The sequence below is a fragment of the Shewanella piezotolerans WP3 genome, assembly GCF_000014885.1.
Classification (GTDB): Bacteria; Pseudomonadota; Gammaproteobacteria; order Enterobacterales; family Shewanellaceae; genus Shewanella; species Shewanella piezotolerans.
Genome location: NC_011566.1, coordinates 3,530,074 through 3,543,458, shown reverse-complemented (window position 1 = coordinate 3,543,458; position 13,385 = coordinate 3,530,074). Strand labels below are relative to the sequence as shown.

11 protein-coding genes are annotated in these 13,385 nt (G+C 43.1%); 4 read left to right on the top strand and 7 right to left on the bottom strand.

Features of this window, described 5'->3' with window-relative positions:
• Window positions 1–105 precede the first annotated feature (105 nt).
• The 5 genes from SWP_RS15055 to SWP_RS15035 form a co-directional block, all read right to left on the bottom strand.
• A complete protein-coding gene (locus SWP_RS15055) occupies window positions 106–1,470 on the bottom strand; it encodes a leucyl aminopeptidase family protein (protein WP_020913410.1) in 1,365 nt (454 codons plus the stop codon).
• 158 nt (window positions 1,471–1,628) lie between these two features.
• Window positions 1,629–2,057, bottom strand: coding sequence for a hypothetical protein (locus SWP_RS15050; protein WP_020913409.1), 429 nt, complete (start codon window positions 2,055–2,057; stop codon window positions 1,629–1,631).
• 108 nt (window positions 2,058–2,165) lie between these two features.
• Window positions 2,166–2,936, bottom strand: a complete 771-nt coding sequence (locus SWP_RS15045) for a ribonuclease H family protein (RefSeq protein ID WP_020913408.1) — start codon at window positions 2,934–2,936, stop codon at window positions 2,166–2,168.
• 40 nt (window positions 2,937–2,976) lie between these two features.
• Window positions 2,977–3,543: a DUF1415 domain-containing protein gene (locus tag SWP_RS15040; RefSeq protein ID WP_020913407.1), complete on the bottom strand. Its 567-nt coding sequence runs from the start codon at window positions 3,541–3,543 to the stop codon at window positions 2,977–2,979.
• Window positions 3,544–3,562: 19 nt separating this feature from the next.
• Window positions 3,563–4,156 carry a LysE family translocator gene (locus SWP_RS15035; RefSeq protein ID WP_020913406.1) on the bottom strand — a complete coding sequence of 198 codons (594 nt, stop codon included), beginning with the start codon at window positions 4,154–4,156 and terminating at the stop codon, window positions 3,563–3,565.
• 473 nt (window positions 4,157–4,629) lie between these two features.
• On the opposite strand from SWP_RS15035, the gene SWP_RS15030 reads away from it, so the two are divergent.
• The gene (locus SWP_RS15030; protein ID WP_044555971.1) at window positions 4,630–7,506 is read left to right on the top strand and encodes a M9 family metallopeptidase; all 2,877 of its coding nucleotides are present in this window, start codon (window positions 4,630–4,632) and stop codon (window positions 7,504–7,506) included.
• Window positions 7,507–7,765: 259 nt separating this feature from the next.
• Entirely contained in the window at window positions 7,766–8,335 is a 570-nt protein-coding gene (locus SWP_RS15025) for a DUF4136 domain-containing protein (RefSeq protein ID WP_020913404.1), read from the top strand.
• A gap of 142 nt (window positions 8,336–8,477) precedes the next feature.
• Here the strand turns inward: SWP_RS15025 and SWP_RS15020 are convergent, their stop codons facing one another.
• Window positions 8,478–9,296 (bottom strand): DUF2797 domain-containing protein, encoded by an 819-nt coding sequence (locus tag SWP_RS15020; protein WP_020913402.1) that lies wholly within the window; start codon window positions 9,294–9,296, stop codon window positions 8,478–8,480.
• Window positions 9,297–9,819: 523 nt separating this feature from the next.
• Here SWP_RS15020 and SWP_RS15015 point away from each other — a divergent pair.
• Window positions 9,820–10,212: a DUF3568 family protein gene (locus SWP_RS15015; RefSeq protein ID WP_020913400.1), complete on the top strand. Its 393-nt coding sequence runs from the start codon at window positions 9,820–9,822 to the stop codon at window positions 10,210–10,212.
• 175 nt (window positions 10,213–10,387) lie between these two features.
• Here SWP_RS15015 and SWP_RS15010 read toward each other — a convergent pair whose 3' ends face one another.
• Window positions 10,388–10,888, bottom strand: coding sequence for a glycine cleavage system transcriptional repressor (locus tag SWP_RS15010; protein WP_020913399.1), 501 nt, complete (start codon window positions 10,886–10,888; stop codon window positions 10,388–10,390).
• 180 nt (window positions 10,889–11,068) lie between these two features.
• On the opposite strand from SWP_RS15010, the gene SWP_RS15005 reads away from it, so the two are divergent.
• On the top strand, window positions 11,069–13,324 hold the full coding sequence (locus SWP_RS15005) for an ABC transporter permease subunit (protein WP_020913398.1): 2,256 nt from the start codon (window positions 11,069–11,071) through the stop codon (window positions 13,322–13,324).
• Window positions 13,325–13,385: the final 61 nt, after the last annotated feature.

Below are 13,385 nucleotides of genomic sequence, written 5' to 3'. Positions count from 1 at the left end.
TGTTAAGTGGGCGAAAGGAAGGGGGAACGAAATAATGCACCGCTAACTTGCAGTGCATTATTCATATAACGATTTCTATACATTAAGGGCTTGCTTAGCGTGGCCTTAGGTTTTTGTATAGCGGTTTTGCAAATAGTCGAATACTGCGCGAATACCAAATGCTTCACCACCAACTGGACGTCCGGGTAGCTTGCGATTATTCCACGCCATCACATCAAAGTGGCTCCAGCTGATCTCTTTATCGACAAAAGCTTCAAGATAAAGTGCTGCGGTGATTGCGCCACCAAATGGGGTTTTGCCACAGTTGGCAAGATCGGCGATATCGCTGCCAGTTAAGTCTAGATACGGCTTATGTAGCGGCATACGCCATACTGGATCGTCAACACTTAAGCCTGATGCAGTAATGCCAGCGGCAACTTGGTCGTCATTACTAAAAAAGCCTGGTAACTCTGTACCTAGTGCGATCCGCATAGCACCAGTTAGCGTGGCAAAGTCTATCATTAGATCAGGTTTGTCGTTGTTGGCTTCTGCAAGCGCGTCACACAGTACTAAACGGCCTTCAGCATCAGTGTTGTCAATCTCAACGGTAATGCCTTTACGTGTGGTGATCACATCACCAGGTCTGAAGGCATTGGCAGATACAGCGTTTTCAACCGCAGGTACCAACACGCGTAACCGGATTGGCAAGTTGTTGGCCATGATAAGCTGGGCTAAACCAATAACATGAGCAGCGCCGCCCATGTCTTTTTTCATTAAACGCATGCCGGCGCCAGGTTTTAAGTCGAGTCCACCTGAATCGAAACATACCCCTTTACCGACAAGTGTGACTTTAGGGGCAGATTCGTCGCCCCAAGTGAGGTCGATAAGTCTTGGTGTATTTTCACTGGCACGGCCAACCATATGAATTGTTGGATAGTTTTGCTCGAGTAGTTCATCGCCTACAATTTGGGTTAAGTTTGCGCCAAACTCATTTGCCATGTCCGTCATGGTTTCAGCCAAGTGTTGCGGCATCATATCGGCGGCAGGGGTGTTAACTAAGTCACGCACTAAAGAAACTGAGCGGATAAATTTATTGGCTTCATCAGCTTGGGCTTGCGTTGGCACAATCAGTTGCGGGTGTTGTTTGTCACTTTTCTTGTAGCGGTCAAACTTATATGCACCTAATCCCCAGCTAAAAGCGGCGGTTTTGATCTGCTTATCATCAGCATTTAACTGATATTGACCCGCAGGCAGTTGGTTAACTAAATCTCCACACAGCCAGTAGGAATCGTCGCTGTTACTGACAAAAATGACTTCGGCCAGTTCGCCTTGGGTATTTGGGATAAGGCTCAAGCCTTTGCCTGAAAACTGTGTGGTATTTAGCCAGTTAGTCACGCTGCTAGCTTGCTTATCGCGCCATTGTGCAAAAGTTTCGCTGTTTAAAATAGAAAGGGGAATGCCTGAAACACCTGAAACGATGATATTGCTCATGTAGGGACTCTTTATATTAATAACGACCAGTTAAAAAGATTGTTATAAGAGTATCAGGCTAGGGGCTATCGAGAAAGCAAAGAGATGATTTTGTGTGGTTTACGGAGTGTTAAATAATGTTGCTGTTGACTGCGGCTATTGCTGAACTTATCTAAGCACTATTGACCAGCATTACTGGCTTTTATGCGATTCTTTCTAGCACTATTTCTTGAAAGCTGGCGTGCATTCGCTTTACGTTCAGACATGTTATTAAAAGAGCTTGGTAACACATCAACCCCAACCATTTTTCCAAGCTTCAACACCAATGGAATCGTCAGTGGTGCAAATGGTAAAACGGCAAAGACGCCAAGACCTAAGCCCTTTAGTAGGTCTGCAAATTGTTTGTTAGCATCGGCTAATTCATCTTTACTTGCTTGTTTGCGGGTATAGCGTTTGTAGGTGACCAACATCTCTTTGGTTTCTTGCTTCTCTTGAGATAAGGCTTCTTTCACAACCAACATATCCAGTTTTAAACGCAGCCAAAAACGACGTCTTCCAATACGGAGAACGCGGATAGGGGCTTTGTGTATAAGCAGGTATATGTTCATGGGCGCGATTGTCGCATAGCCTTACTCCTAAGCCTATTAAATAAAGGTAAAATTATGAGATATATGGTCAGTTTAGTTGGTTTTTAAACTGACCGCAGGTTTTGGCGGTTAACCAGCGCGCAGACTAAGGATGGTGGAGAGCTCAATGGGGTCTGGATAGCGGCAAAACTGGCTGTCCTTTTTATCGATAGCGTAGATAGACATTCGGTCGGCAAGTTCATTGCCTTCGATACCCACGTGCGCCGGCACATGTTTGATTGATAGCTTATCTTTAATGCTGTCATACAGCTCATGAGATTGCTGAATGATATCGAGGTTTTTAATATCACCCGGCTTTTGTCGCTTCCAGCCTTTGGCTTTCCAACCATAAGCCCAATTGGTAATACAGTTAATTGAGTATTGCGAGTCACTTAAAATTTGTACCGTTTGCCCCAATTTAATGCCTTTATCGGCTAATAATATCGCCTGGTGTAGTGCATTTAATTCTGCTGAGTTATTGGTGCCGTTAGCGTTATACAAGCCATACCAAAGCTCACTAAGTTTGCCGCTGCGATAAACGGCAACGCCGGAACCTGCTTTTCCTGGATTAGGCTCACAGCCACCATCGGTAAAGATTGATAGTTCAAACTGGCTTAAATCCATTGTTTTACTGGCTTTTTCAATCTTAGTCGCTGGGCTTTTGGCGGTCGTCGATGATTTTCTTTGCGCCGCGCCGCCGTAGCTTGGTACGCGTTTAAAAGCAGACTCTGCTTCGGCCTTGGTCTTGAACGACTTATATTTCGCCTGTGGGAATTTATCGACTTGTTTTTTGGTGTAGTCCCAGCTGGTAAAAATGCCTGTTTCGCGTCCAGCCCACACTACATAATACTTAGTTGCCATCTGTTGTTATTCCTCTGTTCTAGTGCGCTAAAGGCATTTGTTATTGTGGTTTCTTACATTGGGCCAAAAGCTCAACAAAAAAGTCACTACCTTTACGCTCAGCAAAGGCAATATTACGCTCTGGGATTGTTTCTGGGTCGTCGTAATTGGCTAAGGCGAGCTCCATACTGGCTTCTCGGATAATATGCAAAGTCGGCAAAGGCGAACGATTAGTATAGTTTGCTGCACTGTCTTGTGGTTCTCCATCAAAGCAGTAGTCAGGATGAAAGCTGGCTAGTTGATATTGACCTTCGTACCCCTGCTCAAATAACAGATCATTAGCGATATCAACTAGATCTAAATAGGGATAGAAGCCCTCAAAGCCTCTGGGCAATATAAACAGGGTGGTTTCTACCTCTGGATGTTCGTCCAGATAAATACACTCCTGAATTAATGCCTCTAATACTAACTGTAACTTAGCCTCATCAATGACCGCGTAGCGAATGCTAGCGCGCTCGACTTCACGGCGAGCAAAGGGGCAAATGTTGTATTTCATAATCACTTGCTTAACCCAGTTTTCAGTTTGGGTTGCATGTTCTTGCAGCTCTAGATCGATATTATTGGTCATTGCATACAGCCTGTATTAGTTATGGCGCGATCATAGGGATGATTGATAATACAAGCAAGAGCGCCATGGTGACGTTAAATATTTTCTGCTGTTTTTGATTCTTTAATAGTCGTTTTAAAGCTACACCAAAGCCAAGCCAGATAAAGGCACTTGGCAGTGCGACACAGAAAAACACACTCGCAATAGTGACTACCTGCGGGGTTAATGTCTGTTGCATAGTCGTAAAGGTGGCAATTGCACCAATAGCCATAACCCAAGCCTTGGGATTGACCCATTGAAAAGCAGCAGCTTGCATAAAGGTCAGTGGTTCTGGGGTGCTCTTACCTTTTAGCTTATTGCTGCTGTTAGCAATCAACCAAGCTAGGTAGAGCAGGTAAGCGATTCCGACATATTTAATGATGGTGTGCAGAACAGGGTACAGTTGGAATACTGTGCTGAGGCCTAAACCTATTGCCAATACCATTCCAGGAAAACCAAAGCAGATCCCAAGAAGGTGCGGCAAGCTACGCTTGATGCCAAAATTTACCCCCGATGACATTAACATAATGTTATTTGGACCAGGTGTGATCCCTGATGAAAACGCGAATAGCGCGATAGTAAAAATGAGTTCCATAATCCAATAGTCAGCAATATGCAGGATGCATATTTTAACTCTTTTAGTGGGGGCTGGTACAAACTTTTACTCTGAGTTTTACCGAAAAGATAGAAAGTGCTAAATAAGAACTTTTTATTATAAACACATTGAACACTTCTAATTTCTGCATAGTTAGTCATGGAAAAATGACGCTTTTGACTCCATTTGAAACGCAGCCCCTTGATTTCTGGTAAGCATAACTAGTCATTAAATTGACATTTGAATGCCCATTCAAATGTTGTTTTCTATTTCTTTCGCAAAACTTGATTAGCTTAATTTTTATACTTGATTGTGGATATTGCATAAATTATAAATTACCAGCCGCTTAACTTGCGGTTAACGGGGATTTTACAAATAAATAACAAGGCGCGGCAGCATATCTATATGTAACCCTTAGAGCATCACGCTGAAATTGGTGCTTTAAGTGGGGATCGCGAACAATTGGAGTCAATATGTCAACATTATCTGCTGGATTCACCCCTAAGCGAATATTATTAAACAACAAATTTAAGGTTCATGTTTTAGCACTTGCTTGTTCTTCTGTTCTTTATTCAGGCGCTGTACAGGCTGAAAAAGAGGTCACTCCTACAGCAAAAGAGGCCGCTAAGCCTGAGAAAGGGCAGACGTCAAAGAATCGATTCGAAAAAGGGGCAAATATGCCTGGGCAGCAGATAAAGGCTGCTCAAAAACGACAGGGTCACCTGTCTAACGAGAAAATGACTAAAAAAGCAGATGGACCAATGGGGAGTGTAGGGCTTGCTGCAGAGGTTGAAGCAGATCCCTGTAACGGTTACAGTCAATTTGAAAATTTAACCGGTCAAGACTTGTATGACTTTGTGAGACAAGCTGAATTTGCTTGTATTTCTGAATTGTACTCGAAAAATGATGCCATATCGGTAGCGGCCTATCAGAGTGATAACGTAGTTTATGTCGCCAACCAAGCCAAGACGATGGCTGCGACTTACGATAGTCGTAATGGTGATGAAATGCTCAATATCATCTATTTTTTACGCGGCGCATTTTATATCGAATACTATAATGATGACCTAACTTACGCGAATAAAAATGCAGCCAATGCACTTCGAGATCTTCTTGTTGAGTATTCAAAGAATCCACTCATTAGTGATACCAGCGATATGCAAGGCGATACGCTTGCTGAATTTTTCATCGCTTGGGACAGTGCTAGCGCTTATTTAGAAAGTGTTCCTGTAATAACCAACTATTTAAACACTTTTAGCCCAGAACATTTAGCGAACAGTAAGCATCGTTATGCACTGACTAAAGCGCTCACAACACTCTACTACGGTAGCTGGGATGCAGAATATACTAAAGCGAGTATGGGTCATGGCGCCTTAATAGAAGCGCTTCTTAAAGTTGCAACATCTGAGTATATCTACAACTCAGCTTATGCATTTGAGTCAACAGATTCATTCCATGAGTTTGCACGTTTCTATGAGTACCAAGAGTACTGGAATCTACCAGCGAGTCTTAAAACAACACTTAACGCGGGAACAGTTCAGTATATGAATAGCTTCGAGCGAATGTCTGCACAATGGGCTGATGCTGCTGGATACTTGGACTACTATAATCCCGGTGAGTGTGAGCAATTTGGGATCTGTGGCTGGGAAGCAGAACTTGAAGCAAAGATATTGTCGATTAACTATAACTGTAGCGACACGATAAATATTCGTGCTCAACAGCTGTCGAGCGATGAATTACAGGCTTCTTGTGATTTGATGGGCGAGGAGGAGATCCTATTCCATGAAATTTTAAATACTGGTAGCCAGCCTGTTGCTGATGATCTTAACACTAATTTAGAAGTTAACATCTTCGACAGTTACGATGATTATGATCAGTATGCTGGTATTATTTTTGGGATTAACACTGATAATGGTGGAATGTACTTGGAAGGAACACCTTCTCAAGAGGGAAATCAGGCAAGATTTATCGCCCATGAAGCAACCTGGACTGAAGATATCCTGGTTTGGAACCTACGTCATGAGTATGTGCACTACTTAGACGGTCGTTTCAATCAATATGGCGCCTTTAACTACTTTGATATCGATACCGGTAAATCGGTGTGGTGGTCAGAAGGTTTAGCTGAGTATATCTCTCACCAGAATCGCTATGATGAGGCGGTTGAATTTGCACGTACACAAGCTTTCAGCTTGAGTGATATTTTGTCTAACACGTATGATAGTGGCTCAGATCGCGTTTATAAATGGGGTTATTTAGCGGTACGTTTCCTTTTTGAAAATCATAGAAGTGATGTGGACGCGCTACTTGTTCTAGCCCGAGGAGGCGATGCGAGTGGCTGGTTAGCTTATATCGACGATACTATCGGTCAAAACTATAATAGTGAATGGAACTCCTGGTTAGCCTCAGTTACCAGTAACGATGAACCATTGAGTAATATAACCCCGCCACCTGTTGATACAGACGGTGATGGCGTGATTGATAGTGAAGATGATTTCCCTAACGATCCAAATGAGACTACAGATACCGATGGTGATGGCGTAGGTGATAACAGTGATGTCTTCCCCACCGATCCTACCGAGTGGGCAGATTCTGATGGTGATGGGATTGGGGATAATGCAGATACTGGTACAACTCCACCCGTTGAAGATTGCGGCGCAGCCACGATTACAAGTGGTAACCTTATTGCTGACCGTGTTGAATGTGTTTCAGGTACCGCACGTAACTCTTATTACACCTATGTCGATGCGGATAATACGCCACTATATATCTCGACCTCTGGCGGGAGCGGTGACGTAAACCTGTACTTTAACCAAAATACTTGGGCTGACGCATCGAATTATACTGCTAAGTCAGATAACGAGGGCAACGAAGAACTTATCAGCGTTATAGCAAACAGAGGTTGGGTATATATCAGCTTAGTCACAGTTTCTGAGTATCAAGGTGTGAGTATTAGTGTTAGTGAGACTCAACCGACAAATGGTGGGGGAGACCCTGTCACACCGGATCCTGTTATTGAAGATGCTTGCGCAACAGAAGATCCATACAGTTACGGCGGATTAAATGCAGATGATGCTATCTGTATTGCTGACGGCAACTCAAGTTACTATTTCTATATACCTAATGATGCTACAGAAGTGACGGTAAAGAGTGGCAATGGTACTGGCGACGTCAACTTATATGGGGATGGTCGTACATGGGCAAGTGCTTCATCTTACCAAGTGAAATCTGAAAATAATGGGAATAGTGAAACATTAACGATTAGCAACCCAAGTTCAGGTTGGTACTATATTAGTGCTGAAGGTGCACCATCTAGCACTGGTGCCAGCTTGGTTGTCAGTGTAAAGAACTAAGTATTAACTAGTACATGTTCAGTATAACAGCCGGCTCTAGTGAGTCGGCTTTTTATTCTCTGATTTCTCCCGCCCTGAGATAAGTAGAGGCTTTGGAGACTTATCTATCTGTGCCGTTATGATAACTTATATATCATTTCTAACTCTGCTAGCAGCTGGCTCTAACAAAGATAATGGGTGCAATTGTTATTGGGTCAGGTTAGGTTAATGTTTCAGATGTTAACCTGTGACGCACATGAAGAGATGGAATTTAAACATAATGATTAAACACTATATCGTTGTATTTTTGTTCGGGTTGTTAGCACTCACGGCCTGTAGCTCTCAACCTACAGAAGAGTTGCAGGTTATTCGAACTACAATGGTTACCTCTGGCGATCTGTCTGTTATTAATCGTTCCACTAAAGTGTTCGATTGGCATCCAACAATGTTTGCTGTTCATGCAAGTGATGAAGTGAATAAGCAAGTGGTGGTTGCACATATGAAAAGTGCCATTTCAAAAGCTATGCTAGCCAAAGGCTACCGACAGGCAACTGCACATGAAACACCTACTATTCTGGTTGGGTTTGGCTTAGCGTTGGAGTCGGAGATGAGTGATAAAGAGATATTAAAGCGCGCGGGTTTAGTGGCGGGTTTATCGACTCAAGGTGTGGATGATAAATACGAAAAAGGCTCGGTACTGGTTGCATTGTTCTCTCCTCATAATCCACAACCGATTTGGCGCGTATTAGCACAAGGCTTTACCGAGTTGGATAAAAAACCTGTAGACCGAGAACAGCGATTTGAGCAATTACTATCGACTATGCTAAAACCTATCCCTAGTGTTATATAAGCAAACGCGCTGTAATACCAATCAGTATAAGAAGTTGATCTACTCAGAGCGTTTTTGGCACGCTAAACTCTCACTGAGCGATCAAGTCTTTATACTGATTGGTATAACATCAGGGCGTTTTCATATGTGAAACATTTTATATTTAGTAAGCGACACTGACTTCGTATGAGCCAAACTTACGGATATTAATGACGCCAGTATCAAAGATTAAGTATTGGCCTTTAATCCCTTTTAGTATTCCCGATACTTCTGGGTTTTTATCGAAATTATGGGAAGCTATTTTGGTTGGAAATTCACTGACTGGAAAGTGGATTTGCTGGATTGGTTCATCTAGTTTAGTAACCGCAAACTCGCCATGTTCGGCGGTAATTTCTGCTAAACGAGTCGTTATTTGTGGGATCAGAGTTTGTGCTTGCTGCTTGAGATCTAAATCCTCCGCATTGCCTTTTAACATCGTTCGCCAATTGGTTTTATCGGCAATCATTTCCGCTAACGCGGTTTCGACTAAGCCTGAAATAAAACGAGTCTCAACTTTAAAGATCGGTAGACCTTGAGTAGCGCCTTGATCTATCCACCTTGTTGGTAGTTGGGTGTGGCGAGTAATACCTACTTTAACTCCAGAGGTATTAGAGAGGTAAACGTAATGCGGCACAAAGCAGTTGGCTTCACCCCAAGATGGTTCACGGCATGTTCCCGCTGCATAGTGGCAAGTTTCGGGTTTCATTATGCACATGTCGCAACTCGCTAGCTTTTGCATGCACACGTAACAATGGCCTTGCGAGTAGCTCTTCTTGGTCTTTTTACCGCAGTTACAACAGAGTATTTTACCTGTATGGGTTAAAGTAAGTTCTGAGCCAATAAGCGGGTTTAAGTCGAGTAGCTCATCGCCGACGGGTAACTGATATTGCACCTGTTGATTTTCATCGAGGTGACTGCGCATTTTTCTGAGTGTTCCAAGCATGACAATTTTTTCTTATTAGGTTTTCGAACAGTCTAACAGATTGTCCACTGCCATTTGGAATGGTTTTATCGATTGCTAAAGGCTTTTATGCAAAGTAAAACGATGAAACCTTCTGGTTTAAGCACGACACTCGCTAGCTTTAGCATTGAAAAGATCGGTAATTAGGCACTCCATCTTTACTAAGAAAAAGTGAAGATGTTGCTGTTAACATCGATGCTAAAAACGTATGCATCAACTATTTCAACGCTGAGTTGAATTAGCTTCTTGCCTCAAATTTTTCGATGAGAATGAGCATAGCCTATTGGCTAGCGTAGCTAAATAACAATTAGTAATCAGTGGTTGCTGCAAGCTAGTCAGCGCAAAGATATTTTAGATCTAAACATGCAGCGGTTTTCTCCTGTACGCACCTTATATGCCTAACAGCCGATGCTGAAATTGTAAAAGCGAAATAATAAGTCAGTATTTTAGGTGTTTATGTCATATGCTTTAATAAATTTACATGTCATACCGAGAGGGAAGGTACATGAAAAAATTGATAATGATCCTGTTAGTGGCATATTTGGTTTCTGGATGCGTCGCTGTCGCTACCGTTGGTAGCGTTATGTACTATAAAAGTCAAAGTCATGAAGTGGCGACAGTTGATATAAAGGCGCCATCAAAGAATGTCTATGCTGCGGTGCTTAAAGCAGTAGAAAATAATCCCAGTATCGTGCTTATCAGTAAAGATGAAGATCTAATGCTAGTGGACCTGCGTCAAAATGAAAACGAAGGCAGTATCAAAGTGACCGAAATAAACTCTGAACTTTCTCAACTGGTCGTTACTTCTGGAATCACCTCTGATAATGAAGTGACTCCATTAAAGGCTGTGCTGAAGGTCTGTAAAGACTTAGTTGTAGAGTGCGCGCAAAGTCAATAACAAAAAATATTTGGCCTTTATGTCATAAACCCATTGTTACCAGTTATTTTACTCTAAGTTGCAGGCTTTACTGGCGCAACCGGTTTTGCATCCATTTGCCGGTTTTGTCTTTCAAAAATGCCTACGTTTTAGTAGGCATTTGTCTGTCAGACTTTTAATGTGCTCAAGAGCTCAGTTATACGGTAAGGTTATCTAATACCACATCATCACCAATAGCATGCAAGGCTTCGGTTAACTTATCTTCATGGCTTGCATCTTTAAGACCGACATTAAATTCTGCTCTAAACAGCGCAATACCCGTGTGACTGGCGCTCTCGTAGCGGGTACTCATGTGCTCGATATTAATGCCAAGCGCACTGATTTTATTTGAGATCTCATGCACAAGGCCTGGTCTGTCGTAAGCGACTAAAGAGTAACTTAGGTGGGTAACTTTATCGGCCACTTTTTTTGTTTTTGCAAAGGTTAACGCCACACCTTCCAAACTTTCCAAGGTTTCAATGAGCTCATCCCAATGAGCAGAAGGTACCTCAAGTAATAAGATGGCAGCAAAAATACCATCGATATGACGTAGCTCAGAATCTAACCAATTACCGCCATGATGGCTAACGGCATGGGCTATTTGTTCTACTAAGCCCTCTCTATCTGTTGCTTGTAGCGTAACTAGATACCTTAACATACTGATATAGCTCCATTAATTAATAAGTTAACCGCTGTAACACTAGTGTCATTTTTGCGTCATATAATGCACCACATTAGAATACGTCACTGTAGTGCTTATTTGGTAACACTACAGTTAGCATAGTCGTTGATACAAGCCCAGTTTATTTTGCTGGCTTTTTAATAATCGAGGTTCTTAATGGAAACTCAGGTATCTCAGCCTGGATCTGCTGCAAAAAACCTATTGATAAACAATGGTACTTCGCGCAGAGCAATCATGGACAAAGCAGCCCAAGTTGGTGTCACCGTAGGTGGTACTATGGTATTTGTGGCCTTGCTACTGATCTTCTTTTACCTACTTTATGTGGTTAAGCCGATATTCGATAGCGCTGAAGTGGCCCCTGTTGCTAGCGCTGACTATCACGATAGCAAACCAGCATTAATGGTTGGCAGCGATGAACAAAATGAGATCATGTACCGTGTATCACAACTGGGTAAAGTGGATTTTTTTGATACACAAACATCGCAGCTAGTTAGAACGGAACAGATAAATACGCCTGCAGGCTCTCATGTGGTAAGTAGTTCTGCGGCAATGCCGAGTGAGCAGCGTTTTGCACTTGGCTTAAGTAATGGGCAAGTGATTATTGCAGGGGTTGAATTTGGGGTCACATACCCAGATAACAAACGCCTTATTACCCCTAAGCTTCGTTTTTATAATGGTAGCGCGCCATTGACGGTTGATGCAGATGGGCATGCATTGAACCATTTAGCATTTGATTACAGCAGCGATAAAATGAGCTTTGTTTATCAAGATGATGACCGAGTGTGGCGCATCTCTCGCCAAGAGGGTGAAGAGAACATGATGACCGAAGAGGTCGAGTGGGTTTCATATTCAGGTACCATCCCGGATGCTCCAGTGAATGTGCAACAACAATTAATGACGCCAGATCAACGTCAGTTAATATTGAGCTCAGGTGACAAGCTGTTTGTTTATGATATTCGTGATGCAGAAGCTGTCAGTCTTAGACAAGTACTAGAACTGGGGCGTGCTAAAGCCAAAGTCACTAACGTGAGTTTATTGGCGGGAGCAAGCTCATTGTTGGTCAGTTACGATAGCGGCCTAGTGCAGCAATATTTCCAAGTAAATGGTGATCAGGGACGTCAATATCAAGAGATCCGTGATTTCGATAATCATGCAGGCATAAAGAGTGTTGCCTCAGAGTTTTATCGTAAAAGCTTTGTCACTATCACCGATGACGGCAACCTAAGCCTGCTTTACACCACCAGTCAGCGTGAACTGTTCTCTGAAAAGTTTGACCTTAAAAACCCTGGCACAGTCGGCTTTAGCCCACGCTCGAATGCACTGGTTGTCGAAGCCGATGGCAAGCTAAACTTGTTTAGTGTATCCAACACACATCCTGAAGTGTCGTGGAGTGCGATGTGGAGCAAGGTGTGGTACGAAGGTTACCCTGAGCCTAAATATGTGTGGCAGTCGACATCGGGTTCGGATGACTTTGAGGCTAAATTAAGCTTGATGCCATTAGCATTTGGTACCATGAAAGCGGCGTTATACGCCATGTTATTTGCTACGCCGCTAGCGATTGCTGGGGCCGTTTACAGCGCATATTTCATGTCGCCTAAAGTGCGCGCCATTGTCAAACCGACCATTGAAATTATGGAAGCACTGCCAACCGTAATTCTTGGCTTCTTAGCGGGTCTTTGGCTAGCGCCGCTGATTGAAGATAACTTACCTGGAATATTGACCCTGCTGGTGTTGCTGCCTGCTTCAGTATTGTCCAGTGCATATGCTTGGCATAAATTACCTGCAAAGTGGAAGCAGCGTCTGCCTGATACTTATCAAGAGATCATGCTTATTCCAGTGATCCTGTTTATCGGTTGGTTCTCGTTCGCAATCAGCCCAAGTCTGGAATCGGCATTCTTTGGTGGCGATACCCGTATGTTCATTACTAATGAGCTCGGTATCACCTTTGACCAACGTAACGCTCTAGTTGTGGGCATTGCGATGGGCTTTGCGGTGATTCCGACTATTTTCTCAATCGCAGAAGATGCGGTGTTCTCTGTACCTCGTCATCTATCAAACGGTAGCTTGGCATTGGGGGCAACGACATGGCAAACACTCACAAGAGTCGTTTTACTTACCGCAAGCCCAGGTATTTTCTCGGCAGTCATGATGGGGCTCGGCCGTGCGGTTGGCGAGACCATGATTGTGCTGATGGCCACAGGTAACACTGCGATTATGGAGTGGAGTGTTTTCGAAGGGATGAGAACGCTAGCTGCTAACATCGCAGTTGAAATGCCTGAGTCTGCAATAGGTAGCTCCCATTACCGAGTACTGTTCCTTGCAGCATTTGTACTGTTTATCTTTACCTTCTTCTTCAACACGATTGCTGAAGTGGTGAGACAACGTCTACGTGAACGCTATAGCTCACTGTAACCGCTTATTTATATGGATGTTGAGATGATACTGAATATGTTTTTAATCAATAAGAAGTCGC

What these genes read in the sequence shown, in the direction of transcription:
- SWP_RS15040 (WP_020913407.1), bottom strand. Translation starts at nt 3,543, where the DNA reads ATGACCAATAATATCGATCTAGAGCTGCAAGAACATGCAACCCAAACT.
- SWP_RS15035 (WP_020913406.1), bottom strand. Translation starts at nt 4,156, where the DNA reads ATGGAACTCATTTTTACTATCGCGCTATTCGCGTTTTCATCAGGGATC.
- SWP_RS15010 (WP_020913399.1), bottom strand. Translation starts at nt 10,888, where the DNA reads ATGTTAAGGTATCTAGTTACGCTACAAGCAACAGATAGAGAGGGCTTA.
- SWP_RS15050 (WP_020913409.1), bottom strand. Translation starts at nt 2,057, where the DNA reads ATGAACATATACCTGCTTATACACAAAGCCCCTATCCGCGTTCTCCGT.
- SWP_RS15045 (WP_020913408.1), bottom strand. Translation starts at nt 2,936, where the DNA reads ATGGCAACTAAGTATTATGTAGTGTGGGCTGGACGCGAAACAGGCATT.
- SWP_RS15055 (WP_020913410.1), bottom strand. Translation starts at nt 1,470, where the DNA reads ATGAGCAATATCATCGTTTCAGGTGTTTCAGGCATTCCCCTTTCTATT.
- SWP_RS15005 (WP_020913398.1), top strand. Translation starts at nt 11,069, where the DNA reads ATGGAAACTCAGGTATCTCAGCCTGGATCTGCTGCAAAAAACCTATTG.
- SWP_RS15015 (WP_020913400.1), top strand. Translation starts at nt 9,820, where the DNA reads ATGAAAAAATTGATAATGATCCTGTTAGTGGCATATTTGGTTTCTGGA.
- SWP_RS15020 (WP_020913402.1), bottom strand. Translation starts at nt 9,296, where the DNA reads ATGCTTGGAACACTCAGAAAAATGCGCAGTCACCTCGATGAAAATCAA.
- SWP_RS15025 (WP_020913404.1), top strand. Translation starts at nt 7,766, where the DNA reads ATGATTAAACACTATATCGTTGTATTTTTGTTCGGGTTGTTAGCACTC.
- SWP_RS15030 (WP_044555971.1), top strand. Translation starts at nt 4,630, where the DNA reads ATGTCAACATTATCTGCTGGATTCACCCCTAAGCGAATATTATTAAAC.